Annotated in this window: 25 protein-coding genes; 16 read left to right on the top strand and 9 right to left on the bottom strand. The window is 66.7% G+C overall.

Going from position 1 to position 23,328, the window contains the following annotated elements; all coding sequences use genetic code 11:
• Window position 1 precedes the first annotated feature (1 nt).
• The 4 genes from fdhF to DZC73_RS09730 all read left to right on the top strand — a co-directional run bounded on the left by fdhF (window position 2) and on the right by DZC73_RS09730 (window position 5,808).
• Window positions 2–2,863 (top strand): formate dehydrogenase subunit alpha, encoded by a 2,862-nt coding sequence (fdhF, locus tag DZC73_RS09745; RefSeq protein WP_124540029.1) that lies wholly within the window; start codon window positions 2–4, stop codon window positions 2,861–2,863.
• Between the two features lie 7 nt (window positions 2,864–2,870).
• Complete coding sequence (fdhD, locus tag DZC73_RS09740) at window positions 2,871–3,731, top strand: formate dehydrogenase accessory sulfurtransferase FdhD (protein ID WP_124540028.1); 861 nt, start codon at window positions 2,871–2,873, stop codon at window positions 3,729–3,731.
• Window positions 3,721–3,945, top strand: a complete 225-nt coding sequence (locus DZC73_RS09735) for a formate dehydrogenase subunit delta (protein WP_124540027.1) — start codon at window positions 3,721–3,723, stop codon at window positions 3,943–3,945. Before fdhD ends, DZC73_RS09735 begins: the two co-directional genes overlap by 11 nt.
• A 129-nt stretch (window positions 3,946–4,074) precedes the next feature.
• On the top strand, window positions 4,075–5,808 hold the full coding sequence (locus DZC73_RS09730) for a tannase/feruloyl esterase family alpha/beta hydrolase (protein ID WP_235835055.1): 1,734 nt from the start codon (window positions 4,075–4,077) through the stop codon (window positions 5,806–5,808).
• Here the strand turns inward: DZC73_RS09730 and DZC73_RS09725 are convergent, their stop codons facing one another.
• Window positions 5,809–6,702 (bottom strand): SDR family oxidoreductase, encoded by an 894-nt coding sequence (locus DZC73_RS09725; RefSeq protein ID WP_124540025.1) that lies wholly within the window; start codon window positions 6,700–6,702, stop codon window positions 5,809–5,811. It abuts the gene before it with no gap.
• Window positions 6,703–6,797: 95 nt separating this feature from the next.
• On the opposite strand from DZC73_RS09725, the gene DZC73_RS09720 reads away from it, so the two are divergent.
• Window positions 6,798–7,649 carry a helix-turn-helix transcriptional regulator gene (locus DZC73_RS09720; RefSeq protein WP_124540024.1) on the top strand — a complete coding sequence of 284 codons (852 nt, stop codon included), beginning with the start codon at window positions 6,798–6,800 and terminating at the stop codon, window positions 7,647–7,649.
• 9 nt (window positions 7,650–7,658) lie between these two features.
• Here DZC73_RS09720 and DZC73_RS09715 read toward each other — a convergent pair whose 3' ends face one another.
• The gene (locus DZC73_RS09715; RefSeq protein ID WP_124540023.1) at window positions 7,659–8,603 is read right to left on the bottom strand and encodes a YicC/YloC family endoribonuclease; all 945 of its coding nucleotides are present in this window, start codon (window positions 8,601–8,603) and stop codon (window positions 7,659–7,661) included.
• 29 nt (window positions 8,604–8,632) lie between these two features.
• On the opposite strand from DZC73_RS09715, the gene DZC73_RS09710 reads away from it, so the two are divergent.
• Genes DZC73_RS09710 through hemW form a run of 5 tightly spaced genes read left to right on the top strand, consistent with a single transcriptional unit; the run spans window position 8,633 to window position 13,112 of the window.
• Window positions 8,633–9,598 carry a serine/threonine protein kinase gene (locus DZC73_RS09710; RefSeq protein ID WP_124540022.1) on the top strand — a complete coding sequence of 322 codons (966 nt, stop codon included), beginning with the start codon at window positions 8,633–8,635 and terminating at the stop codon, window positions 9,596–9,598.
• A 2-nt stretch (window positions 9,599–9,600) separates the two neighbouring features.
• A complete protein-coding gene (locus tag DZC73_RS09705) occupies window positions 9,601–10,512 on the top strand; it encodes a PP2C family protein-serine/threonine phosphatase (protein WP_124540378.1) in 912 nt (303 codons plus the stop codon).
• Between the two features lie 13 nt (window positions 10,513–10,525).
• A complete protein-coding gene (gene rph, locus DZC73_RS09700; RefSeq protein WP_124540021.1) occupies window positions 10,526–11,251 on the top strand; it encodes a ribonuclease PH in 726 nt (241 codons plus the stop codon).
• Window positions 11,252–11,257: 6 nt separating this feature from the next.
• Window positions 11,258–11,893, top strand: a complete 636-nt coding sequence (rdgB, locus tag DZC73_RS09695; RefSeq protein WP_124540020.1) for an RdgB/HAM1 family non-canonical purine NTP pyrophosphatase — start codon at window positions 11,258–11,260, stop codon at window positions 11,891–11,893.
• Window positions 11,894–11,939: 46 nt separating this feature from the next.
• Window positions 11,940–13,112: a radical SAM family heme chaperone HemW gene (gene hemW, locus DZC73_RS09690; protein WP_124540377.1), complete on the top strand. Its 1,173-nt coding sequence runs from the start codon at window positions 11,940–11,942 to the stop codon at window positions 13,110–13,112.
• 6 nt (window positions 13,113–13,118) lie between these two features.
• On the opposite strand, the gene DZC73_RS09685 is transcribed toward hemW, so the two are convergent.
• The 3 genes from DZC73_RS09685 to DZC73_RS09675 all read right to left on the bottom strand — a co-directional run bounded on the left by DZC73_RS09685 (window position 13,119) and on the right by DZC73_RS09675 (window position 15,780).
• Window positions 13,119–13,853 carry a site-2 protease family protein gene (locus DZC73_RS09685; protein ID WP_124540019.1) on the bottom strand — a complete coding sequence of 245 codons (735 nt, stop codon included), beginning with the start codon at window positions 13,851–13,853 and terminating at the stop codon, window positions 13,119–13,121.
• Entirely contained in the window at window positions 13,850–14,743 is an 894-nt protein-coding gene (locus DZC73_RS09680) for a DUF2167 domain-containing protein (RefSeq protein ID WP_124540018.1), read from the bottom strand. Before DZC73_RS09680 ends, DZC73_RS09685 begins: the two co-directional genes overlap by 4 nt.
• A gap of 92 nt (window positions 14,744–14,835) precedes the next feature.
• Complete coding sequence (locus DZC73_RS09675; protein WP_124540017.1) at window positions 14,836–15,780, bottom strand: LysR substrate-binding domain-containing protein; 945 nt, start codon at window positions 15,778–15,780, stop codon at window positions 14,836–14,838.
• Window positions 15,781–15,870: 90 nt separating this feature from the next.
• Between DZC73_RS09675 and DZC73_RS09670 the strand changes: the two genes are divergently transcribed.
• Window positions 15,871–16,161 (top strand): hypothetical protein, encoded by a 291-nt coding sequence (locus tag DZC73_RS09670; RefSeq protein WP_124540016.1) that lies wholly within the window; start codon window positions 15,871–15,873, stop codon window positions 16,159–16,161.
• 106 nt (window positions 16,162–16,267) lie between these two features.
• On the opposite strand, the gene DZC73_RS09665 is transcribed toward DZC73_RS09670, so the two are convergent.
• The 3 genes from DZC73_RS09665 to DZC73_RS09655 are packed head-to-tail and all read right to left on the bottom strand — an operon-like array spanning window position 16,268 to window position 18,974.
• Window positions 16,268–17,371 (bottom strand): protein-glutamate methylesterase/protein-glutamine glutaminase, encoded by a 1,104-nt coding sequence (locus tag DZC73_RS09665; RefSeq protein ID WP_198414829.1) that lies wholly within the window; start codon window positions 17,369–17,371, stop codon window positions 16,268–16,270.
• A gap of 30 nt (window positions 17,372–17,401) precedes the next feature.
• Window positions 17,402–18,046, bottom strand: coding sequence for a chemoreceptor glutamine deamidase CheD (gene cheD / locus DZC73_RS09660; protein ID WP_124540014.1), 645 nt, complete (start codon window positions 18,044–18,046; stop codon window positions 17,402–17,404).
• Between the two features lie 52 nt (window positions 18,047–18,098).
• Complete coding sequence (locus DZC73_RS09655; RefSeq protein WP_124540013.1) at window positions 18,099–18,974, bottom strand: CheR family methyltransferase; 876 nt, start codon at window positions 18,972–18,974, stop codon at window positions 18,099–18,101.
• 182 nt (window positions 18,975–19,156) lie between these two features.
• Between DZC73_RS09655 and DZC73_RS09650 the strand changes: the two genes are divergently transcribed.
• The 5 genes from DZC73_RS09650 to DZC73_RS09630 are packed head-to-tail and all read left to right on the top strand — an operon-like array spanning window position 19,157 to window position 22,795.
• Complete coding sequence (locus DZC73_RS09650) at window positions 19,157–19,888, top strand: GGDEF domain-containing protein (RefSeq protein ID WP_124540012.1); 732 nt, start codon at window positions 19,157–19,159, stop codon at window positions 19,886–19,888.
• A gap of 43 nt (window positions 19,889–19,931) precedes the next feature.
• A complete protein-coding gene (locus tag DZC73_RS09645) occupies window positions 19,932–20,687 on the top strand; it encodes a MinD/ParA family protein (protein ID WP_124540011.1) in 756 nt (251 codons plus the stop codon).
• Entirely contained in the window at window positions 20,684–21,094 is a 411-nt protein-coding gene (locus DZC73_RS09640) for a group II truncated hemoglobin (RefSeq protein WP_124540010.1), read from the top strand. The genes DZC73_RS09645 and DZC73_RS09640 overlap by 4 nt, the downstream gene beginning before the upstream one ends.
• A 23-nt stretch (window positions 21,095–21,117) precedes the next feature.
• A complete protein-coding gene (locus DZC73_RS09635; RefSeq protein WP_161974520.1) occupies window positions 21,118–21,828 on the top strand; it encodes a putative signal transducing protein in 711 nt (236 codons plus the stop codon).
• Between the two features lie 19 nt (window positions 21,829–21,847).
• Window positions 21,848–22,795, top strand: coding sequence for a retropepsin-like aspartic protease (locus DZC73_RS09630; protein WP_124540008.1), 948 nt, complete (start codon window positions 21,848–21,850; stop codon window positions 22,793–22,795).
• Between the two features lie 228 nt (window positions 22,796–23,023).
• Here the strand turns inward: DZC73_RS09630 and DZC73_RS09625 are convergent, their stop codons facing one another.
• The gene (locus DZC73_RS09625; protein ID WP_124540007.1) at window positions 23,024–23,296 is read right to left on the bottom strand and encodes a hypothetical protein; all 273 of its coding nucleotides are present in this window, start codon (window positions 23,294–23,296) and stop codon (window positions 23,024–23,026) included.
• Window positions 23,297–23,328 lie beyond the last annotated feature (32 nt).

The raw sequence follows: 23,328 nt of genomic DNA, 5'->3' as shown, positions 1-23,328 counted from the left end.
CATGCTGAACCACCACGACCCCATCGACTACGGCACGCCGGCACGCGAGTCGGAAACGCTCGTCACGCTGGAGATCGACGGCGAGCAGGTGACGGTACCGCAGGGTACCTCGCTGATGCGCGCGGCCGCCGAGGCTGGCGTCAACGTGCCCAAGCTGTGCGCCACCGACAGCCTGGAGCCCTTCGGATCCTGCCGGCTGTGCCTGGTGGAGATCGATGGGCGCAAGGGCTATCCGGCCTCGTGCACCACGCCTGCGGAAGCCGGCATGAAGGTGCGCACGCAATCGCCCAGGCTGCAGGAGCTGCGCAAGGGCGTGATGGAGCTGTACATCTCCGACCACCCGCTGGACTGCCTGACCTGCTCGGCCAACGGCGACTGCGAGCTGCAGGACATGGCCGGCGTGACCGGCCTGCGCAACGTGCGCTACGGCTTCGACGGTGCCAACCACCTGCGCGACCAGAAGGATGAATCGAACCCGTACTTCAGCTACGACCCGTCCAAGTGCATCGTGTGCAACCGCTGCGTGCGGGCCTGCGAGGAAACGCAGGGCACCTTCGCGCTGACCATCAGCGGCCGCGGCTTCGAGTCGCGCGTGTCGGCGGGGCAGGACGAACCCTTCATGCAGTCCGAATGCGTGAGCTGCGGCGCCTGCGTGCAGGCCTGCCCGACGGCCACGCTGCAGGAGAAATCGGTCATCTGGCTGGGCCAGCCCGAGCACAGCGTGATCACCACCTGTGCCTACTGCGGCGTGGGTTGCAGCTTCAAGGCCGAGATGAAGGGCAACGAGGTCGTGCGCATGGTGCCGTGGAAGGACGGCGCCGCGAACGAGGGCCATTCCTGCGTGAAGGGCCGCTTCGCCTGGGGCTATGCGACGCACCCGGACCGCATCACCAAGCCGATGATCCGCGAGAAGATCACCGACCCGTGGCAGGAGGTGAGCTGGGAAGTCGCGCTCACGCATGCTGCCGGCGAGTTCAAGCGCCTGCAGGAAAAGTACGGTCGCGATTCGATTGGCGGCATCACATCGTCACGCTGCACCAACGAGGAAACCTACCTCGTGCAGAAGCTGGTGCGCGCCGCCTTCGGCAACAACAACGTCGACACCTGCGCGCGGGTGTGCCACTCGCCCACGGGCTACGGCCTGGGGCAGACGCTGGGCACCTCCGCGGGCACGCAGACCTTCAAGTCGGTGGAGAAGGCCGACGTGATCATGGTCATCGGCGCGAATCCGACCGACGGCCACCCGGTGTTCGCCTCGCGCATGAAGAAGCGGCTGCGCGAGGGCGCCAAGCTGATCGTGGTCGACCCGCGGCGCATCGACATCGTGAAGTCGCCGCACATCGAGGCGTCGCATCACCTGGCGCTGCGGCCCGGCACCAACGTGGCCGTCATCTCCGCCATGGCGCATGTGATCGTCACCGAAGGCTTGGTGGCCGAGCAGTACGTGGCCGAGCGCTGCGACACGAAGTCGTTCAATGAATGGCGCGAGTTCGTGGCGCGTCCCGAGAATTCGCCCGAGGCGATGGAAGCCGCCACCGGCGTGCCCGCGGCCGAGTTGCGTGCCGCGGCCAGGCTGTACGCCACCGGCGGCAACGCCGCCATCTACTACGGCCTGGGCGTGACCGAGCACAGCCAGGGCTCGACCATGGTGATGGGCATCGCCAACCTTGCCATGGCCACCGGCAACATCGGCCGCGAAGGCGTGGGCGTGAACCCGCTGCGTGGCCAGAACAACGTGCAGGGCTCCTGCGACATGGGCTCGTTCCCGCACGAGCTGCCGGGCTACCGCCACATCTCCGACAGCACCGTGCGCGGCAGCTTCGAGGAAGCCTGGGGCGTGACGCTGAACCCCGAGCCGGGCCTGCGCATTCCCAACATGTTCGATGCCGCGCTGACCGGCAGCTTCAAGGGGCTGTACTGCGAGGGCGAGGACATCGTGCAGTCCGACCCCAACACCCAGCACGTGGCCGCGGCGCTGATGGCCATGGAATGCGTGGTGGTGCAGGACATCTTCCTCAACGAGACCGCGAAGTACGCGCATGTCTTCCTGCCGGGCTCGTCGTTCCTTGAGAAGGACGGCACCTTCACCAACGCCGAGCGGCGCATCTCGCGCGTTCGCAAGGTGATGCCGCCGCTGGGCGGCTACGCCGACTGGGAAGTGACGGTCAAGCTGTCGCAGGCGCTGGGCTACCCCATGAACTACGGCAGCCCCGAAGAGATCATGCAGGAGATCGCCGCGCTCACGCCCACGTTCAGCGGCGTGACCTACAAGAAGATCGATGAAAAGGGCAGCCTGCAGTGGCCTTGCAACGACGCCGCGCCGGACGGCACGCCGACCATGCACATCGGCCACTTCGTGCGCGGCAAGGGGCGATTCATCATCACCAAGTACGTGCCGACCGACGAGAAGGTGACGCGCAAGTACCCGCTGCTGCTGACCACGGGGCGCATCCTGTCGCAGTACAACGTGGGCGCCCAGACCCGGCGAACGCCCAACAGCCAGTGGCACAGCGAGGACAAGCTTGAGATCCACGGCCACGACGCCGAGGAGCGCGGCATCAAGGACGGTGACTGGGTCGGCGTGCAAAGCCGAGCCGGCGAGACGGTGCTGCGCGCCGTCATCTCCGAGCGCATGCAACCCGGGGTGGTCTATACCACTTTCCACTTCCCGGAATCGGGTGCCAACGTCATCACCACCGAGAACTCTGACTGGGCCACCAATTGCCCCGAGTACAAGGTGACGGCGGTGCAGGTGATGCCGGTGATGCAGCCGTCGGCCTGGCAGCAGGAATACAGTCGCTTCAACCAGGTTCAGCAGGAGCTGCTGCGGGCACGCACCGAACCGATCGTGCCCGCCAAATGACGTGCCCATGACCGACGAGAAGAAGTCTCCCCCGCTGTCCTTCTGCGAAGGCGCCCGTGCCGTGCCGGTGCGCGGCGTGCGTGCGGGCGAGCGCTTCGAGGTGCAGGACTGGGTGGCCGACGAAGTGCCGGTGGCGCTGGAATACAACGGCATCTCGCACGCGGTGATGCTGGCCACGCCGCTGGACCTGGAGGACTTCGCGCTGGGCTTCTCGCTCAGCGAAGGCATTCTCGATGCCGCCGACCAGCTCTACGGCGTCGAGGAGGAAGCCTCCGAGTTGGGCATCACCTTGCACCTGCGCGTGGCCGCCGAGGCCTTCGCGCGGCTCAAGGAGCGGCGCCGCTCGATGACAGGCCGCACCGGCTGCGGCTTGTGCGGCACCGAGAGCCTGGCCCACGTGGCGCGCAACCTGCCGGTGCTGGCGGACGGCATGCCGTTCAGGCGCGAGGCCATCAGCCGGGCGATGTCGCAGTTCGTGTCCTTGCAGACCTTGCAACAGGCCACGGGCGCAGTCCACGCCGCGGCCTGGTGCTCTGCTGAAGGCGAGGTGAAGTGGCTGCGTGAAGACGTGGGCCGGCACAACGCACTGGACAAGCTCGTTGGGGCGCTGGCGCGCAACGGCGTGGAGGCGGCCACGGGCTTCATCGCCGTGACCAGCCGGGCCAGTTTCGAGATGGTGCAGAAGACGGCGGCAGCGGGTGTTTCCTTGCTGGCGGCGGTTTCCGCGCCCACATCATTTGCAGTGACCACGGCGGAACGTGCGCGCATGACCCTCGTGGGCTTTGCGCGCAAGCAGGACCTCGTGGTCTACAGCCAAGCGCAGCGCCTCATCCTGGACGCTGCACCGGAGAACACGCATGCACATTGAATCGTTGGTGCGCATGGCCAACCAGATCGGCGACTTCTTCGACGCCATGCCGGATCACGCACAGGCACTGGAAGGCATCGCCGTCCACATCAAGAAGTTCTGGGACCCACGCATGCGCCGGGAACTGCTGGCGCACATGGACCAGGGCGGTGCGATCGGCTTGAGCCCCGTGGTGTTCGAGGCCCTGGGCAGGCATCGGGAGATGCTGGCCTGAGAGGTGAATTGCTTCCTGAGCGAAATCACATGGCCGACACGGCTACGAGGTATTGCTCGGGTATGTCCTGATCAGATAGTTATGTTGATTAACTAATATCCGGGCTCTCAATGCTGCCTGGAGCTGATCTTGCGTCCGCTGTCCTTGTTGCTTGTTCCCGGGCTGGCCTTGTGCGTGCTCGTTCTTCCGGCATGCGTGTCCCTGCGAAGCGCCGGGCCGGCACGACCCGGCATCGCCCAGGCCTCTTGCGCTGATCTCGTTCAGTCGTTTTCGCATCCGGGCCTGCACCTGCTGTCGGCACAGCGCATCGATGCCGGCACGCTCAAGGTTCCCGGCATCGCCCAGTCCATGCCCGAGCACTGCGTGGTCACGGGGCGGCTGAACGAGCGCAAGAGTCCGGTGGACGGCAAGGACTACGCCATCGGTTTCGAGATGCGGCTGCCCACGCAGTGGAACGGCCGCTTCTTCTACCAGGCGAACGGCGGCCTCGATGGCTTCCTCTCGCCGGCCTACGGCAACATCCTCGGCGGCGGCCCCTTGAGCAACGGCCTGCTCAAGGGCTTCGCGGTGCTGAGCTCCGACGCCGGACATGCCTTCGAGCGCACCAACCCGCAGATCGGCGCTGCCGTGTTCGGCCTGGACCCGCAGGCGCGGCTGGACTACGGCTACAACGCGGTCGCGCAACTCACGCCGATGGCGCATGCCCTGATCACCCATTACTTCGGGCGGCCGGCGGACAAGGCCTACCTCGTGGGCACCTCCAACGGCGGCCGGCACGGCATGGTCGCCGCGGCCCGCGATACCGGCAGGTACGACGGCATCCTCGTGACGACGCCGGGCTACAACCTGCCGCTCGCTGCCGTGGCGCAGGTCTGGGGCGCGCAGCAGTTCGCCACGGTGGCGCGCAGCCGCAAGGCGGACGGCGTGCCGGACCTGGGCAGCAGCTTCACCGCTGCTGAACTGGGGCTCGTGTCGAGCGCCATCCTCGAACGCTGCGATGCGCTCGATGGGCTGAAGGACGGCATCGTGCAGGACTTCGCCGGCTGCCAGCGCGCCTTCGATCCCATGCGCGACGTGCCGCAGTGCGCAGACGATCAGGACGCCTCGGCGGCTTGCCTGTCGATCGAGCGCAAGCGCGTCATCGCCAAGGTGTTTGCCGGTCCGGGCGTGTACACCGGCATGCCCTGGGACCCGGGCATCCGCGGCGGCAACTGGCGCGAGTGGAAGTTCGCCAACAGCGTCGGCCCACGCGATGCGATCGCGCTGGCCTTCGTGTTCACGACGCCGCCGTCGTCGCCGCAGGTGGTGAGCGGCGCAGGCACGACGGTGGCCGACTACGCGCTGCACTTCAGCCTGGACAAAGACGCGCCGAAGGTCCATGCGCGAGACGGCATCTACACCCAGAGCGCGATGGAGTTCATGACCCCGCCCGATCCCGCCGGCATGCGCGGCTTCGTGGACCGCGGCGGCAAGCTGCTCGTCGCGCACGGCGCGGCGGACCCGGTGTTCTCGGCGCTGGACACGGTGCGCTGGATGGAGTCCTTCTCGGGCCGGCATGGCGCGAAGAGCCGCGACAGCGCGAGGCTGTTCATCGTGCCCGGCATGAACCACTCGTCAGGTGGCCCGGCGACGGATCAGTTCGACATGGTGGATGCGTTGGTCGCGTGGGTGGAGCAGGGCGCGGCACCCGAGTCCATCGTGGCGTCGGCGCGAGGACCCGGCGCGAATGTGCCGAACCCCGAGGTGCCGGCCGACTGGTCGCCCACGCGCACCCGCCTGCTGTGCGCATGGCCGGCCGTGGCGCGCTACCGCGGCGCTGGAGACACCGAGCGCGCGTCCAGCTTCGCGTGCAGCGCGCCCTGACTACGAGGCGAAGTAGCCTGCTTGCGCGAGGTCCTGCGCGAGGGTGGGCTGCTTGGGCGACCAACCCAGCGCCTCGCGCGTGTGCACGCTCGTGGCCGACAGGTTCATCGACGCGAACTTGGCGAACCACGTGAAATGCGCGGCGGCTTCTTCTGGCGACAAGGACACCACAGGCACGTTCAAGTGCTCGCCGATCGCGTGCGCGATGTCCTTGAACGCGATGCCTGTTTCCGCGATCGCGTGGTAGCGCGCACCCGCCTTCGCCGTCTCGATGGCACGCCGGTACACCACCGCCGCATCGAAGCGATGCACCGCGCTCCAGCGGTTCAATCCCTCGCCGACGTAGGCAGTCCGGCCGGTGCGGCGGGCGATGTCGATGAGGATGGGCACGAAGCCGTGGTCGCCGGCACCGTGCGTCGTCGGCGGCAGGCGGACCACGGACGCACAAACGCCCTGGCGGGCCAGCCCCAGCGCCGTGGCTTCCGAGACGCGCGGCATGAGCTCGTAGGGCAGCATGGCGGGATCCTCTTCGGTCGCGTCGCGGCCCGACACTCCCAGGGCCAGCCCCGAGGTCACTACCAGCGGCCGCGCGGATCCTGAAAGCGCCGCGCCCAGCGTCTCGATGGCGATCTGGTCGCGCCGGCAGTTGTCGGCGAACTTCGAGAAGTCATGGTCGAACGCGGTGTGGATCACGGCGTCGCTTTGGGCTGCGCCCGAGCGCAGGCTGTCGAGGTCGTCGATGGACCCGCGATGCACGTCGGCACCGGCCTTGGCAAGCGCCGCAGCCGACGATTCCGATCGCACCAGGCCCAGCACACCATGGCCGGCCGAGAGAAGTTCCTGGACCACCGCCGAGCCGGCGAAGCCGGTGGCACCTGTGACGAAGACACGCATGGAACAAACCTTCAAGAGTTTCAATGCGGCGCATCGTCGGCGCAGAATGCATGGCGTTGAAGTCGTGACCTCATACGGGTATAGGCGCTAACAGGATGAGCGTTTCCCTCAGTGAACCTTCCATCGACCCGGCCAACGTGTTGGGCACCTACCTGCGCGACCGCCGCGAGAAGCTCGATGCGTCCGCCTTCGGATTGCCGACCACGCGGCGCCGCACGCCGGGCCTGCGCCGCGAAGAGGTCGCGCAGCGCGCGCACGTCAGCGCCACCTGGTACACATGGCTGGAACAGGGGCGGGGTGGTGCGCCGTCGGAAGTGGTGCTCGATCGCATCGCGGGGGCCTTGATGCTCAGCGAGGTCGAGCGCGAGCATCTCTTCCTGCTTGCCTTCGGCCGGCCGCCGGAGTTGAGGACACGCTCCAACGATGGCGTCACGCCACGGCTGCAGCGCGTGCTGGATGCGCTGACCCTGAGCCCCGCGATCGTCAAGACGCCGACTTGGGACGTGGTCGCGTGGAACCGAGCGGCCGCGGCCGTGCTCACCGACTATGGCGCTCTGCCGCCCGAGGAGCGCAACATCCTTCGCCTCATGTTCTGCGAGCCTCGCGTGCGTCAGGCGCAGGACGACTGGGAGAGCGTGGCGCGCTTCGTCGTGGCCGCATTCCGTGCGGACTCGGCACGGGCGGGCGATTCATCGAAGGTGGAGGCCCTGGTGCAGGACCTCTCGCAGCGCAGCCGTGAGTTCGAGACCTTCTGGCGCGAGCGCGACGTGCGCACTTTCGGCGAAGGCCTCAAGCGGCTGCGGCACGCGGTGGCAGGGCCGCTGGCGTTCGAGTACTCTGCCTTCGCCGTCGACGGGCGGCCGGACCTGGGCATGGTGATCTACCAGCCCGCCACCGAGGCAGATGAACGCGCCGTGCAGCGCCTGCTCGGCGCCTCACCTGCCTGATGCGGCAGGTCACTCCAGGTTCTGCACCTGCTCGCGCAACTGCTCCACCGCCACCTTCATCTCCACCGAGATGTTGGTGAGTTCCAGGCTGGCTGCCTTGGAGCCCAGGGTATTTGCTTCACGCAGTAACTCCTGGATCAGGAAGTCCAACCGCTTGCCGACCTCGCCGCCCTTCTTGAGCAGGCGGGTGATTTCATCGAGGTGGGCGCGCAGCCGGGCCAGCTCCTCGGCCACGTCGATGCGGATGGCGTAGGCCGCCGCCTCGTTGATCGCGCGCTCCTTCAGCGTCTCTTCCGAGATGGTCTGCGCCGCGCCGGTCACCTCCAGCGCTTCCTTCCAACGCTCCAGGAACTTCTGCTGCTGGCGCTGCACGACGGCAGGCACCAGCGGCTCGGCTTCGTCGGCGAGCTGGCGCAGCCGGGTGACGCGCTCCATCAGCACGGCCACCAGGCGGGTGCCTTCGCGCTCACGGGCTTCCGTGAGTCCGGCAATCGCACGCTTGGCGGCGTCGAGTGCGGCTTCGTCCAGCTTGTCCGCCGTGCCACCGCCCTTGCACCACTGCAGCACCTCGTGCACGGACAAGGGCTGGGCCTTGGGCAGCCAGCCCTGCACCGTGCCTTCCAGTGCGCTCAGCCGATGCAGTTGCTCGGGCTGCGGCTGGGGCCACGCGTTCTCGGTCTCGGCCTTGGTGTTGACGCGGACTTCCACCTTGCCGCGGCGCAGCGACGCTGCCAGCAGCTCGCGCAGCGCGGGCTCCAGCGAACGCAGCTCGTCGGGCATGCGGAAGTTCAAGTCGAGGAATCTGCCATTGACGGATCGGATTTCGACCGTCACGCTGGCGGTTTGCGCACCAGTGGGCCGTGCGGGTTGGCCTTCGGCAATAGTGCCGGTTTCGGTGGTGGTGCCAGTGCCGGAGGTGGCAGTGGCATAACCGGTCATGCTGTAGACTGCCATGCAGCTTTTTGCCCCTTGAAAATTCGATTATGTCAAAGCCAAAACCAGCTCCGTTGCCTTCCGGCACGGTGGTGGGCGGGTACCAGATCATCAAGAAGCTGGCAGCCGGTGGGTTTGGCGTGGTCTACCTCGCCGAAGACTCCGATCGCCACCTCGTCGCGCTCAAGGAATACCTGCCGTCGTCGCTGGCCGAGCGTTCGCCCGGCGAACTGACGCCGCGCGTCAAGCCCGAAAAGCAGCCGCTGTACCGGCTGGGCCTCAAGAGTTTCTTCGAAGAAGGGCGCAGCCTCGCGCAAATCTCGCATTCGAGCGTGGTCTCGGTGCTGAACTTCTTCCGCGAGAACGAAACCGTCTACATGGTGATGAACTACCTGCAGGGCGACACCCTGCAGGACTTCATCGTCACCGCACGCGACCTCAAGCGCGACAAGGTCTTCCGCGAGTCGACCATCCGCTCGCTGTTCGACGAGATCCTGCGCGGATTGCGCATCGTCCACCAGCACAAGATGCTGCACCTGGACATCAAGCCGGCCAACATCTTCATCACCAACGACAACAAGGCGGTGCTGCTGGATTTCGGCGCCGCCCGCGAAGTGCTGTCCAAGGAAGGGAATTTCATCCGCCCCATGTACACGCCGGGCTTCGCCGCCCCGGAGATGTATCGCCGCGACGGCACGCTCGGCCCCTGGACCGACATCTATGCCATCGGGGCGTGCATCTACGCGTGCATGCAAGGCTACCCACCGAACGACGCGCCCCAGCGCATCGAGAAAGACCGCCTGGCGCTGTCGCTGTCGCGCCTTCGCAATGTCTATTCCGACAACCTCATCGAGGTCACGGAATGGTGCATGTCGCTCGATCCGCTGTCGCGCCCCCAGAGTGTCTTCGCGCTGCAAAAAGAACTGGCGCGAGAGACCGAGCGGCGCTATACCAAGCTCAGCTTCAGCGAACGCCTGAAGCTGCAACTTGAAAACTTGACGAGCGCCAAGGCATGACGATGCGCTTTTCGGTGTACCAGGTGAGCCGCAAGGGCGGCCGCGAGAAGAACGAAGACCGCATGGGCTATTGCTACACGCGGGATTCGGGCCTGTTCGCCCTGGCAGACGGCATGGGTGGCCACCCCGAAGGCGAGGTGGCGTCCCAGCTCGCCTTGCAGACCCTGGCGGCCATGTTCCAGCGCGACTCCAAGCCCACGCTGGCCGACCCGCTGCGCTTCCTGCACGAAGCCATCATCGCCGGCCACCACCAGTTGCTTCGCTACGCCACGCAGAAGTCGCTCATCGACACGCCACGCACCACGGTCGTGGCCTGCGTGCTGCAGGGCAACGCGGCCTACTGGGCCCACTGCGGCGACTCGCGGCTGTACATGGTGCGTGGCGACAAGCTCATCGCCCGCACGCGCGACCACTCCTATTCCGAGCTGCAGGAAACGCTCAGCCAGGTCGTTCCCATGGGCGAGCGCTTCAACCGCAACGTGCTCTTCACCTGCCTGGGCAGCCCGGGCAAGCCGGTGGTCGACACGGTGGGCCCGCTGCTGCTGCAACCGGGCGACCGCCTGTTGCTGTGTTCCGACGGCCTGTGGGGCAGCGTGAGCGACACGGTGATCACCGAGCAGCTCGCGCAGCATCCGATCTCGGACGCCGTGCCTGAACTCGTCGAGCAGGCGCTTCGCAATGGCGGCCCCAAGAGCGACAACGTCTCGGTGCTCGCCATGGAATGGGAAAGCGCCGAAGACAGCGAGACGCCAGGCATCTCCACGCAGACCCTGGGCGAGGAGGTGTTCGCCTCCACCATCCAGGCCAGCGTGATGGGGCAGGACGTGCCCGACGAACTTGACGACGCCGAGATCGAGCGTTCGATCAAGGAAATCAACGAGGCCATCCGGCGCTCGTCCCAGAAGAAAAACTGAAAGGCTCTCTCCCATGAGTTTTGTTCGCACGCAAGGACGTGCCGCGGATGCATTGCGGCCCGTCACCATCACTCGCCAGTACACCAAGCACGCCGAAGGATCCGTGCTGGTGGCGTTCGGCGACACCAAGGTGCTGTGCACCGCGTCGGTGGAAGAAAAGGTGCCGCCGTTCAAGCGAGGCAGCGGCACGGGCTGGCTGACGGCCGAGTACGGCATGCTGCCGCGCGCCACGCACACCCGCAGCGACCGTGAAGCGGCCAAGGGGAAGCAAAGCGGCCGCACGCAGGAGATCCAGCGCCTCATCGGCCGCTCGCTGCGCTGCGTGTTCGACCTCGACGCCCTGGGCGAGCGCACCATCGCGCTGGACTGCGACGTGATTCAGGCCGACGGCGGCACGCGCACGGCGGCCATCACCGGTGCCTTCGTGGCGGCGCACGATGCGGTGAGCTTCCTGCTCGCGCAGGACAAGCTCAAGGTCTCGCCCATCCGCGACTTCGTGGCGGCGATTTCCGTGGGCATCGTCGACGGCACGCCCTTGCTCGACCTCGAGTACGTCGAGGATTCCGCCTGCGACACCGACATGAACGTGGTGATGACGGCATCGGGCGGCTTCGTGGAAGTGCAGGGCACCGCCGAGGGCGCCGCCTTCACGCGCGACGAGATGGGCACGCTGCTGCAACTGGCCGACAAGGGCATCCGCGAGCTGGTGGCGGCGCAGCGCAAGGCCCTGGGCGTCTGACCCGGCATGCGGCTCGTCCTGGCTTCCAACAATGCCAAGAAGCTCACCGAGCTTCAGGCGCTGTTCGAACCCGTGGGACTCACGCTGGTGAAGCAGGGCGACCTGGGCATCAGCGAGTCCGAGGAGCCGCACCGCACCTTCGTGGAGAACGCGCTGGTCAAGGCGCGCCATGCGGCAAAGGCCTCGGGCGGGCCGGCGATTTCGGATGACTCCGGGCTGTGCGTCGATGCGCTGGGCGGCATGCCCGGCGTGATCTCCGCGCACTTCGCTGACGTCGAAGCGGCAGCCAGGTCGCTGCCGCGCGAGGAACTGCGTGCCAGGCAGGATGCCGCCAACAACGCGCTGCTGCTGCAACGCATGCAGGGCGTCGCCGACCGTCGCGCGCGCTTCGTCAGCGCGCTGGTGGCTGTTCGTTCCGCCGACGACCCCGAGCCGCTGATCGCCTTCGGCCGCTGGAACGGCGAGATCCTCACCGCCCTGCGCGGCGAAGGTGGCTTCGGCTACGACCCATTGATGTTCATCCCCGGCCTGGACAAGACCGTGGCCGAACTCACCGCCGAGGTGAAGAACCGGCACAGCCACCGCGCCATCGCGGCGGCGCAGATGCTCGCCTTCATGCGAGAGGTGTGGCACCTTGGCTGAGATCCGCGTCGCGCCCGTGCTGACGCCGGGCGAGCCGGTGGGCGACATGGTGGCGCGCTACATGCGCCCCGGCACGCTGAGCCTCGCGGCCCTGCCGCCGCTGGCCATCTACGTGCACCTGCCGTGGTGCCTGCGCAAGTGCCCGTACTGCGACTTCAACTCGCACGAGCAGAAGCAGGACCTTCCGCAAGCCCGCTACCTCGCCGCCCTGCGTGCCGACCTCGAAGCTGCGCTGCCTTTCATCTGGGGCCGCCGCGTGCACAGCATCTTCATCGGCGGCGGCACGCCCAGCCTGTTCTCGCCCGAGAGCATCGACCAGCTCATCACCGACCTGCGCGCACGCCTGCCGCTGGAGCCGGGTTGCGAGATCACGCTGGAGGCCAACCCCGGCACCTTCGAGCGCGACCGGTTCAAGGCGTTCCGGCAGGCCGGCGTCACGCGTCTGTCGGTGGGGGTGCAGAGCTTCGACGACGCCAAGCTCCAGGCCATCGGCCGCGTGCACGACAGTGCGCAAGCCAGGGCGGCGCTGGAAGAAGCCAGCCAGTGCTTCGACACCTTCAACCTCGACCTGATGTACGCCTTGCCCGGCCAGACCCTGGCCGAGCTGGAGGCCGATCTCGCACAGGCGCTGGCGTTCAAGCCGCCGCACCTGTCGATCTACCACCTGACCATCGAGCCCAACACCTTCTTCGCCAAGCATCCGCCTCAGGTGCCTGATGACGACCTGTCGTCGCAGATGCTGGACCTCATCACCGAGCGCACAGCCGTCTCAGGCCTGGACCGCTACGAAGTGTCCGCCTTCGCGCAGCCGGGCCACCGCTGCCAGCACAACCTCAACTACTGGCAGTTCGGCGACTACCTGGGCATCGGCGCGGGCGCACACAGCAAGCTCAGCTTTCCGCACCGCGTGGTGCGGCAGGTCCGCTACCGCGACCCGGCCCGCTACATGGACCAGGCCGAAGCCGGCGCCGCCATCACGCAGGACGAGGAAGTCGCGCGCGACCAGTTGCCCTTCGAGTTCATGCTCAACGCCCTGCGCCTGAAGGAAGGCTTCGAGATCGCGCGCTTCACCGAGCGCACCGGCTTGCCGTTCACTGTCATCCAGTCGCCCCTGCAGCAGGCCGAAGACAAGGGCCTGATCGAGCGCGACTGGCAGTGGGTGAGGCCCACCGTGCGAGGCTTTGACTTCCTCAGCGACCTTCAGGCCCTGTTCCTCTGACTCGGCTCAGACCGTGCCCGACGGACCCACCATCGGCGCACGCAGCATCTCGTGCACGTCGTTGGCCATGATGCCCAGGAACCCCACCAGCGCGATGTAGCAGGTGGCGTAACCGATGCGCGTTTCCATCGAAGCAATGCGGTAGGCCTGCAGCTGCGGGTCGTGCCGGTGCTTCCAGGCCGACCATAGCTGCGTGCCCGCGAGGAAGGCGATCAGCAGCAGCACCGGGCTCTGGTTCCACCAGATCAGCAGGCCCAGCAAGGGCACGCCTGCCGCCCACAGCCACGGCGAGATGACCTGCGTGATGTGCCCGCCGTCGAAGGGCATGAGCGGGATCAGGTTGATGAGGTTGAGGAAGAAGCCCGAGTAGGAGATGGCCAGCAGCAGGTTGGAGTTTTCGTTGCGTGCGATGAAGTAGCACACCAGCGCCGCCACCGTGCCCAGCAGCGGCCCGCCCATGGCGACGTAGGCATCGGTCTCGGCGTTGTGGGGCACGTCCTTGAGCGTGGTCCAGGCGCCGACGAAGGGGATGAACATCGGCAGGCCGGCCCGCAGGCCGCGCTGGCGGGCCGCGATGAAGTGGCCCATCTCGTGGATGAACAGCATCATCACGAAGCCCACGGCATACCGCCAGCCGAACACCCACGAATACATCACCACCGACAGCAGCATGGTGCCGCCGGTGGAGAAAAGCTTGCCGAGCTTCACGCCCGACAGCAGCAATGCAAGCAGCTTGATCACGCCTCTTCCTTGCGCTTGAAGAACTTGCCCACCACCGCGAGGAGGCCCGCGCCGGCGACCAGGATGATCTTGAAGAACTTCGCGGCGAACGCAAGGATCACCGCGAACAACCCCAGCTTCTTCGCGGCCACGCCGGCCACCAGTGCGGCGATGCCGTACTCGGCCATCTTGTCGGTGCTGGCGTTGAAGTCGCTGTAGCGCTTGCCGTCGTTGAAGTTCAGGGCCGACAGCAGCGCGTGCGCTGCGGGCTTGTCGTGCTCGATGTCGCCGCGCGAGGAGATGAGGTTCAGCGACACATAGCCTTCGCGGCCCAGCGCGTAGGTGTTGTAGTTGATGCTCTGGTCGGCCTCGCTCTCGCCGGGCGTGCGCGCAGCCATGGACCACACCAGCCGGTGCGCGGCGGCGTCGTAGCTCGGCTTTTGCACCCAGCCCACGATCTCCAGCGGCGGGAAGCCCATTTTCTGGCGCTCCTTGTTGCCCGCTTCGGTGCCGTCCTTCAGGCTCTTGAACAGGTCATCGACGTTCCAGTCCTTGGCATCGTCGTCCTTGATGTATCCCGAGGGCTCGTAGCGTGCGACGACCAGCCAGTGGTTGTCGCCCGTGCCGCGCACCAGGCCCAGCAGGCTGCTGTCGGCGCCGTTGCCCAGCGCCTGCATCAGCCGTCCGGCGGCGGGCTGCGGCACGTAGGCCATGCCCGCGGGCAGCTTGAGCACGGCCTGCCCGGCCAGCTTGATATCGCTCGGCCCCGCGACGGCGGCCGCCTGGGCGGCTTCGAAGGCCGCCATGATTTCCTTCTTGCGGGCCTCGTCGGGCTCGGCGTGGGCCAGTCCGAGGGACAAGGCCAGGGTGAAGGCGGCGACGATGCCGCGCCAGGTGATGTGGCTGATCATGGGTTCCTCCCGGTTGATGCGGGGCTTTGCGCCCTCGGTGCTGGCATGCTACCTGAGCACCGTCTTCGGCAAAACCGGTTGCGCCCCAGGGTTCAGGGGCGTGCGCGGCTGCGCCGGGCCTTGGGGTGCAGGGTCTCGCGCGAGCGCTCCAGCTCGTCGTGCAGCCACTGCCGCAGCAGCGCCAGCGGCGGCCAGTCCTTCAGTGCCGGCGGATAGACCAGGTGGTAGGGGTAGGCGTACTCCAGGTGGATTTCCACCGGCGACAGCTTCACCAGGCGGCCATCGCACAACGCATCGGCCGCCAGCAGCTCGCGCGCCAAGGCCAGGCCCAGGTTCTGTTCGGCCGCTTGCAGCATCAGCCCGGCATCGTTGAAGTTGGCGATGGGCGTGACGTGGGTGCGCAGGCCCGCGGCGGCGAACCAGCGGTTCCAGGGGTCGGCGTCGCCCAGCAGCGGCTCGCGGGCCAGCGCCTCGGGCTGGGCGCCCAGCAGCCGCCGCGCCGCGGTGGGCGAGCCGACGATGATGAAGGGAATGGGCGAGCTGAACAGGTGTTCGGACACCAGCCCGGGCCACGGGCCGCGCCCCTGTCGGACGGCCACGTGGAAGCCATCGCGCTGCAGGTCGATCACCTGTTGCGATGCATCGATCTCCAGCGCCATCTGCGGGTGCCGTTCGCGCCAGCGCCCCATGCGCGGCAGCAGCCAGCGCTGGGCGAACGAGGGCAGGGTGGTGATGCGCAGGCGCTGGGCCGACCCGCTGGCCGCTGCCGCGGCCGACTGCACGCCATCGTCGATCTGCGCCAGTGCCTGCTCCACGCTGCGCAGCAGCGCCTCGCCGGCCGGGTTCAGCACCACGCGCCGGCCACGCCGCTCGAAGAGCTCGAAGCCCAGCTGCTCTTCCAGGTTGCGGATCTGCTGGCTGACCGCGCTGTGGGTGAGGTGCAGTTCTTCGGCGGCGGCGCGCAGGTTGGCGAGCTTGGCCACGGCGCGGAAGGTGGGCAGGGTGTGGAGGGGGATGCGGGCCATGCTGGTAAGCATAACTTTCCAAGATGGCCAGAACAAGTCGCTTCACTATCGACTGCTGGGCTCATATCCTTACCAGCAACGAATCGCCACCAGGAGCCCGCCATGCAAGCCACCACCACCTGCCAATCGACGATTCAGCTCTACCGTCCGATGCACGTGCGCCTGCTGCAAGTCGTCGGAGACGCCCTCCTGGCGATGGCCACCGCCTGGGATGTGCGCCTGCAGCGGCGGCGCATGGACATCGAGACGCGTGCCATTGCCGACATGAACGAGCTGCTGCTGCGCGACATCGGCGCGCCGGACTGGATGATTGCCGAGGCATCGGCCCGACGCGAAGTCGATCGGCAGCAACTCACCCTGCTGCGCGCCGGCCACCCCGACTCCCTATTCTGAGCAAGCGCAGCAAGCGCCCATCAAGCAACGCCCGCGGATCTGGCTCCGCCAGTCCGCTGGGTGGCGCCCCTTGGGGGCAGGAGCGGTAGCGACTGGGGGGCCAACTTCACACGCGGTTGAGGGACATTCCTGCCGTGCTCTTCAAGCGCTCGATCAGCTTGGGCGCGATCTGTGTGAGCGGCAGGATCTCGTTGGCCGCACCCGCGGCGATCGCCTCGCGCGGCATGCCGAAGACCACGCAGCTGGCTTCATCCTGCACGTAGTTGTAGCTGCCGGCGTCGCGCATTTCCCTCATGGCCTTGGCACCGTCGGCGCCCATGCCGGTGAGCATCAGGCCCAGGGCGTTGGGCCCCACCACGCGCGCGGCTGACTTGAACAGCACTTCCACCGAAGGCTTGTGCCGGTTCACCGGTTCGCCGTCCTGCACGCGGGCGATGTAGTTCGCGCCGCTGCGCTCCACGCTCAGGTGGAAGCCGCCGGGGGCGATGTAGGCGTGGCCCGGAAGAATCCGGTCGCCGTCGCGGGCCTCGGCCACGCGGATCTTGCACAGGCCATCCAGCCGGTTGGCGTAGCTCTTGGTGAAGCCCGGCGGCATGTGCTGGGTGATGACCACGGCCGGCGAATCAGGCGGCAGGTTGATCAGCACTTCCTTGGTCGCTTCGGTGCCGCCGGTGGAGGCGCCGATGAAGATGATCTTTTCCGTCGACAGCCGGCCGATGTTCGCGATGGGCGCCACCGGGGCCGCCGGGGAATCGGAGGTGCCGGATGTCGACTCCGCATTGGCCGCCGTGACGTGCAGCCGGCGCAGATGCGCCTTGGAGGCGATGCGCACCTTGTCGGTGATGTCCTGAGCCAGCAGGCGCAGGCCGTCGGCCACGCCGATCTTGGGCTTGGCCACGAAGTCCACCGCACCCAGTTCAAGCGCGCGCAGCGTCACTTCGGCGCCGCGCTCGGTCAGCGTGGACACCATCACCACCGGCATGGGCCGCAGGCGCATGAGCTTGGAGAGGAAGTCGATGCCGTCCATGCGCGGCATCTCGATGTCCAGCGTGATGACGTCCGGATTGAGCGAGCGGATCATCTCGCGCGCCGCGTACGGGTCGCTCGCGGCGCCCACGCACATCATGTCCGGCTGGCGGTTGATGATCTCGGTGAGCAGGCTGCGCACCAGCGCCGAGTCGTCCACCACCACGACGCGGGTCTTGGCCACTGCGTTGTCTCGTCCGCCCATGGTGAATCCTCAGAACAAGTCGACTGAACCGCCGCCGGTGCTGGCCGGCACTGCGCGCTGCTGGGCGGCGCGGTCCTGCGCCACCAGGGCTTCCGCGTTCGCCGGGGCGAGGCGCTTGACCATGGCCTTGCCGCTGGCCGGCAGGAAGCACACCTTGCGCGGATAGATGTCCAGCACATCCTTGGACAGGATGGGAATGCGCTCCATCTTCAGGTAGTCGATGACGAAGGAGGTGTTGCGCTCGCCCACGTTCATCGAATTCATGCCCGCGACCACCTGGCCGCCGCCGAAGACCTTGGCTTCCATGTTCATGCGCGAGGCACCGCGCTTCATCATCTCGTTGATGAGCAGTTCCATCGCGTACGAACCGTAGCGGCCCGAGTCGCCGGCGCCGTCGGGCAGCATGAAGTGGTTCATGCCGCCCACGCGGGCGGTGCGGTCCCACAGGCAGGCGGCGATGCACGAGCCCAGGGTCGTCATGATGAGGATGTCTTCGTTGTAGACGAAGTACTCGCCTGGCAGGATCTTGACCGCGTCGTTCTTGAAGTGCGCGTCGTAGAAGAAGAACGAGGCTTCTCCGGGCTTGCGCGACTGTGCCTTGAGGTGGTCCAGGCGTGAGCCTGCGGGTGGGGCAAGGGTGGAAGCGAGGGCCATGATTGGTTCTTATCGGCTTGGAGTGGGTTGTCTTGACTTCGGGTACTGCGGACTACACCCGCTCATAGATCGTCTTGCCGCGCAGCCGGAACAAGTCCCGTGCGTCCGAGAAGTTCTCGGAGTGGCCGACGTACAACAGGCCGCCGGGCTTCATGACCCGGTGGATGCGCTCCAGCACCTTGCGCTGCGTGGGCGCGTCGAAATAGATCATCACGTTGCGGCAGAACACGACGTCGAACGGATCGCCCAGCGACCAGTTCACCGACATCAGGTTGTGCGCACGGAAATCGATCAGCTTCGCGAGCTCGGGCTTCACGCGGATGAAGCCGGCGTTGGCGCCCTTGCCGCGCAGGAAGTGCGTCTTCAGCCGCTGTTCCGACAGGCCGCGCGAATCGGCGGCATACACGCCGCGCGATGCGGTGGCCAGCACCTTGGTGTCGATGTCGCTGGCGAAGATGCTCACGCCCGACGTGCCCACGCTCTCGCACACCGTCATCGCGATGGAATACGGCTCTTCGCCCGTGGATGCGGCGTTGCACCAGATGCGCAGCGGCCGCTGCGTGCGGCCCTTCAGGTCGCGCGCGAGTTCGTGGAAGTGGTGCTCTTCGCGGAAGAACGAGGTGAGGTTGGTCGTGAGGCAGTTGACGAATTCCTGCCACTCGGCATCGCCCGCCACGCCTTGCGGATGCTCCAGCCACTGCAGGTAACTGGAGAAGGATTTGTGTCCTGTTTCACGAAGCCGGCGCGACAGTCGGCTGTAGACCATGGCCTGCTTGCCCGAATGCAGGCTGATTCCGGCGCGCTGGTAGATGAGCTGGCGCACCCGCTCGAAGTCGGCGGTGCCGAAGCTGAACTCCTGGTCTGCCGCCCCGGCGAGGCCGTCGGCACGCGGGGTCGCGGCGGATGCGGGAGACAGGACAGCGCTCATGAATACTCCGTTGTTCTGGGCCGGGCGTGCTTCATCGCATGCCGGGCCGACAGTGGGATATCGGCTTGAGTGTGTCGGGCTTGAGTCGCGTGCAAGAGTGGGAGATGCGTGTGAAACACGGCACAGTTCCCGATGGAACCCCGCTGACCCGCTGCTAGACTGCCCCGCGTGGATTTCCGTCAATGAAACCGTCCATCCAGCCTGCCATCGACAAATCGCCGCCGACGCTCAAGTTGTCGGCTGCCTTGCAGTTGCTGGCTCAGGCGGGCCATGAGTTGCCCAAGGATCACGCCCAGGGCTCTCTGCCCTGGCTGCAGGCCGTCATCGACGGGCTGTGCAACCTGTCCAGCCGTGATGCGCTGACGGGCCTGTCCAACCGCCGCCAGTTCGAGCTGGCCATCGCCCGCGAGATCGACCGCGTGGCGCGTGCCGGTGAATCGGCGCTGGTGCTGATGATCGACATCGATCACTTCAAGAGGGTCAACGACACCCACGGCCATGCCGCGGGCGACGAGGTCATCAAGGCCGTGGGGCATGCGCTGCAGGACTGCGTGCGCCCCATGGACACGGTGGCACGCTTCGGCGGCGAGGAATTCGCCGTCATCCTGCCCAACTGCCCGCCGGCCTTCGGCCAGACGGTGGCCGAACGCATCCGGCTGAAGGTGCAGCGGCGAGCCATTTCCGTGGCGATGGGCGTGGAGGTGTCCGTCACCATCAGCATCGGCGGCGCTTTTGCGCCGCAGTGGGTGCGCTCCTCCGCCGTGTTGTGGATCGAGCGCGCTGACCAGCAGCTTTACCGTGCCAAGGCCGAAGGCCGCAACCGCGCCTGCCTTGAGCAACCCACCGTGTCCCAGGTGAGTGCAGAAGAAAAAGGGATGCTGTTCGGGCAATCACAATTTCAGGACCTCGAATGAGCCAAGTGCTGTCATCCTTGCGCTTTCCTTTTGAGGTGGTGTCATGACCGCCCGCATCACCGCCGTGACCAGCGGCAAGGGCGGCGTGGGCAAGACCTTCATGGCCGCCAATCTCGCCGCCGCGCTCACCCGCCGCGGCGAGCGCGTGCTGGTGCTGGACGCCGACCTGGGCCTGGCCAATCTCGACGTGGTGCTCAACCTCTTCCCCAAGATCACCCTGCACGACGTCTTCACCGGCAAGGCGGACCTGTCCGAAGCCATCCTGCCTGCGCCGGGCGGTTTCTCGGTGCTGCTGGCGGGCTCCGGACTCGTGGAGTATTCACGGCTCACGCCCGAGGTGCGCGACCAGCTGCTGGGCGTGATCCAGAAGGTGTCGCCGCGCTTTGACCGCATCCTGCTCGATACCGGTGCCGGCATTTCCGACGTGGTGCTCTACACCGTCTCGCTGGCCGACGAGGTGATGGTGGTGGCCACGACGGAACCCACCTCGCTGACCGATGCCTACGCCACCATCAAGGTGCTGGCCGGCCAGCAGCAGCGCAAGGTCATCAAGCTGGCGGTGAACCAGACCAACAAGATGGGCGAGGGACGCATCATCCGCGGCCAGCTGCAGCAGGTGGTGGACCGCTTCGTCTCCAACGGCACCGACACCCCGCTCAAGCTGGAACTGCTGGGCGAGGTGCCCACCGACCCGGCCGTGCGCGAGGCGGTGCAACGCCGGCAACTGCTGCTGGAAGCGCTGCCCGGGTGCCCAGCCGCCAAGGGCGTGATGGGCATCGCGGAGAAGCTTGCAGGGTGAGCGACAGCGACGACGAGGCCCCCGCGGGCCCGACCCCTTTCGAAGTCCTCGGCGGCGAACCGGCAGTGCTGGCGCTCGTGCAACGCTTCTACGACCTGATGGACCTGGAGCCGGCCTACGCCGGCATTCGCAAGCTGCACCCGTCGCACCTGGAAGGCTCGCGCGACAAGCTCTTCTGGTTCCTGTGCGGCTGGCTGGGCGGACCGCAGCACTACATCGAACGCTTCGGCCACCCGATGCTGCGGGCGCGGCACCTGCCGTTCTCCATCGGCATCGCCGAGCGCGACCAGTGGATGGCCTGCATGATCCAGGCGATGGAGGAAGTGAAGATCGACCCAGCCTTCGCCGAGCGCCTGGCGGGGTCGTTCTTCGGCACGGCGGACTGGATGCGCAACCGGGGCGGGTGAGGACATGGGGAGGAAGAATGGACATGACTCAGATGGAGGACGGGGCCGACGCTGAGGGCTCGGTCCAGTCGGGTGAAGGCGACTTCGTGGTGGTCGAGCGCGTGCAATCGCCGACCGAGGCTCACATCATCAGGAATTGCCTGGAATCGGCGGGCATCGCAGCCCACGTGGCCGACGCCAACACGGTGCAGGCCAATTGGGTCTGGACCGTGGCCGTGGGTGGTGTGCGGGTGATGGTGAGACAGTCCATGGCCGAGCAGGCCAAGGAGGTGGTCGCCCAGTACCGCGCCGGTGCCCTGGTGTTGGAGGGCGAGTCCATCCAGGCGCCCGCCACCGTGCCTCTGGAACCGGGCCAGGCCTTGTGGAATCCGGATGCGGCGGCCGCATGGAGCCTGTGGGTCACGCCGCTGTTCGGCTGCGTCTTGCACCTGCTCAACGCGCGCACTTTGCGCAACCCCGGCATGGTCAGGGCTTCGCTGGTCTGGCTGACGGTGTGTGCTGCTGCCACGGGCGTGGTGATGACCCACATGCTGCGGCACGAACAAAGTGCGGCCGGCCTGCTGGTCGCGAGCAGCCTCCTGTCACCGCTGACCTGCCTGTGGTACGTCTTCAGCGCACGCGACCAGAGCAAGTTCATCGTGGAGCGTCACGGCCGGAAGTACCGGAAGCATTTCATCCTTGTGGCGCTGATCCCGGCCTTGCTGTTGTACTACTTGCCGGCCATGTTCGGATGATGTTCGGGAGAATTTGAAAATGAATCGATGGATAGCCCGGGCGGGCTTGGCCGGCTTCATGTCGTCGGCCTGCCTGTTCGCCCTGGCGGCCGATGTCACCGCCGAGTCGTACAAGGCTGCCGTCACGCCCTGCCTGAAGGCACGCGACCTCGACTGTGCCGAGAAGAACTGGACCTACTACCTGCGCCTGCGGCCCACCGATTCGAACGCGATCGCCAACCTGGGCATCGTGCTGAACCAGCGGGACAAGCACAAGGAAGCCATCATCCAGTTCGAGAAGGCGATGGACCTGGGCGAGGGCACCTACGACCTCTTCGCTTACTACGCCGACAGCCTGGCGAAAGTGGGGCGCACCGACGATGCGATCGACTGGTCCTACAAGGCACTGACGGTGGTGCCACGCCTCGTGGACGTGCGTGGCAGCCTGGCCAAGCTGCTGGTGCTGCAAAAGCGCCACTACGAGGCGCTGGCGGTGCTGTCGGCCTACGACGACGAAGCGGTGGCGACCGGGCACGACCCGTATTTCGAAGGCCAGCGCATCGCCATCGAGTCGTCGCTGGCGCGGCAACGGTCGGCGCCGGGCACGGAGCCCAAGTCCATCCGGCTGCCGAAGTACGGCGACCACTTCTACGTGCCCGTCACCTTCGGCGACGCACGGCCGCAGGCCTTCATGGTGGACACCGGCGCCGCCACGGTGGCGCTCAACGACGCGCTGATGGCCAGCGCGAAGATCGACTACAAGGTCGTCGAGCGCAACGTACCCATCCGGCTGGCCGACGGGCGCAAGACCACCGGGCAGATCGTGCGCATCGCCTCGATGAAGGTCGGGCCCTTCGAACTCAAGGACCAGGTGGCGATGACCTGCGCCAAGTGCCTGCCGCTGCTGGGGCAGAAGACGCTGGCGAAGTTCGACCTCAAGACCTCCAAGGTGCAGGGGGTGGAGTTCGTGAGCTTGTCGCCACGATAGGCGCCGGCGGAGCGCCGAGGCTGTCATGGACCCGGGTACGCATACGTGCCCGTCGGCCACTTGCGCCGCCGCCAGTGAGCGGAACTGCCTGGAGTGGTCGATGTGAATAGTCGGTTCGGCAACGTGACCGACGGATATCGACCCGTTGCAGGCTTGGAGGTCCCGAAACCGCCGGCTCGAGAGGTGACGCAGACGCTCGAGGAACCCAGTCGTTCACTAGGCCCCTCCTCATCGGGCCATGAACCAGCGCCGGAGCGCAACCTGTCCTTCCTTGACCAGTCGCCAGTGCTCATGCGGGAGTAGCGGAGGGGCCGACTCATCGTAGTTGGTCAAAAACTGCGTGATCTCGTCGCGATGCTCGAGTGTGAGTTCTCGCCAAAGCGCTTCCCGAGCCGAGCCCTCAACCAGCATATCGAGCACCTGACCGATTACCTCTCGATCGGTGTAGATGCCCCGTTGGTAGCCGTCTAGCAGCGACTGGTAACGATCAATGCTGTTCATCTCTCTTCGGTCAACTGAAATGCGACCTCTGA

It is taken from the genome of Rhizobacter terrae, assembly GCF_003852895.1.
GTDB classification, from domain to species: domain Bacteria; phylum Pseudomonadota; class Gammaproteobacteria; order Burkholderiales; family Burkholderiaceae_C; genus Albitalea; species Albitalea terrae.
The sequence above is the reverse complement of the archived record's forward strand: the minus strand, read 5'-3'. Positions and strand labels throughout refer to the sequence as shown.

Excerpts from the sequence above, each read along its gene's own strand:
- fdhF (WP_124540029.1), top strand. The coding sequence starts at position 2 with ATGCTGAACCACCACGACCCCATCGACTACGGCACGCCGGCACGCGAG.
- fdhD (WP_124540028.1), top strand. The coding sequence starts at position 2,871 with ATGACCGACGAGAAGAAGTCTCCCCCGCTGTCCTTCTGCGAAGGCGCC.
- DZC73_RS09735 (WP_124540027.1), top strand. The coding sequence starts at position 3,721 with ATGCACATTGAATCGTTGGTGCGCATGGCCAACCAGATCGGCGACTTC.
- DZC73_RS09725 (WP_124540025.1), bottom strand. The coding sequence starts at position 6,702 with ATGCGTGTCTTCGTCACAGGTGCCACCGGCTTCGCCGGCTCGGCGGTG.
- DZC73_RS09720 (WP_124540024.1), top strand. The coding sequence starts at position 6,798 with ATGAGCGTTTCCCTCAGTGAACCTTCCATCGACCCGGCCAACGTGTTG.
- DZC73_RS09715 (WP_124540023.1), bottom strand. The coding sequence starts at position 8,603 with ATGGCAGTCTACAGCATGACCGGTTATGCCACTGCCACCTCCGGCACT.
- DZC73_RS09710 (WP_124540022.1), top strand. The coding sequence starts at position 8,633 with ATGTCAAAGCCAAAACCAGCTCCGTTGCCTTCCGGCACGGTGGTGGGC.
- DZC73_RS09705 (WP_124540378.1), top strand. The coding sequence starts at position 9,601 with ATGCGCTTTTCGGTGTACCAGGTGAGCCGCAAGGGCGGCCGCGAGAAG.
- rph (WP_124540021.1), top strand. The coding sequence starts at position 10,526 with ATGAGTTTTGTTCGCACGCAAGGACGTGCCGCGGATGCATTGCGGCCC.
- rdgB (WP_124540020.1), top strand. The coding sequence starts at position 11,258 with ATGCGGCTCGTCCTGGCTTCCAACAATGCCAAGAAGCTCACCGAGCTT.
- hemW (WP_124540377.1), top strand. The coding sequence starts at position 11,940 with ATGGTGGCGCGCTACATGCGCCCCGGCACGCTGAGCCTCGCGGCCCTG.
- DZC73_RS09680 (WP_124540018.1), bottom strand. The coding sequence starts at position 14,743 with ATGATCAGCCACATCACCTGGCGCGGCATCGTCGCCGCCTTCACCCTG.
- DZC73_RS09675 (WP_124540017.1), bottom strand. The coding sequence starts at position 15,780 with ATGCTTACCAGCATGGCCCGCATCCCCCTCCACACCCTGCCCACCTTC.
- DZC73_RS09670 (WP_124540016.1), top strand. The coding sequence starts at position 15,871 with ATGCAAGCCACCACCACCTGCCAATCGACGATTCAGCTCTACCGTCCG.
- cheD (WP_124540014.1), bottom strand. The coding sequence starts at position 18,046 with ATGGCCCTCGCTTCCACCCTTGCCCCACCCGCAGGCTCACGCCTGGAC.
- DZC73_RS09655 (WP_124540013.1), bottom strand. The coding sequence starts at position 18,974 with ATGAGCGCTGTCCTGTCTCCCGCATCCGCCGCGACCCCGCGTGCCGAC.
- DZC73_RS09650 (WP_124540012.1), top strand. The coding sequence starts at position 19,157 with ATGAAACCGTCCATCCAGCCTGCCATCGACAAATCGCCGCCGACGCTC.
- DZC73_RS09645 (WP_124540011.1), top strand. The coding sequence starts at position 19,932 with ATGACCGCCCGCATCACCGCCGTGACCAGCGGCAAGGGCGGCGTGGGC.
- DZC73_RS09635 (WP_161974520.1), top strand. The coding sequence starts at position 21,118 with ATGACTCAGATGGAGGACGGGGCCGACGCTGAGGGCTCGGTCCAGTCG.
- DZC73_RS09630 (WP_124540008.1), top strand. The coding sequence starts at position 21,848 with ATGAATCGATGGATAGCCCGGGCGGGCTTGGCCGGCTTCATGTCGTCG.
- DZC73_RS09625 (WP_124540007.1), bottom strand. The coding sequence starts at position 23,296 with ATGAACAGCATTGATCGTTACCAGTCGCTGCTAGACGGCTACCAACGG.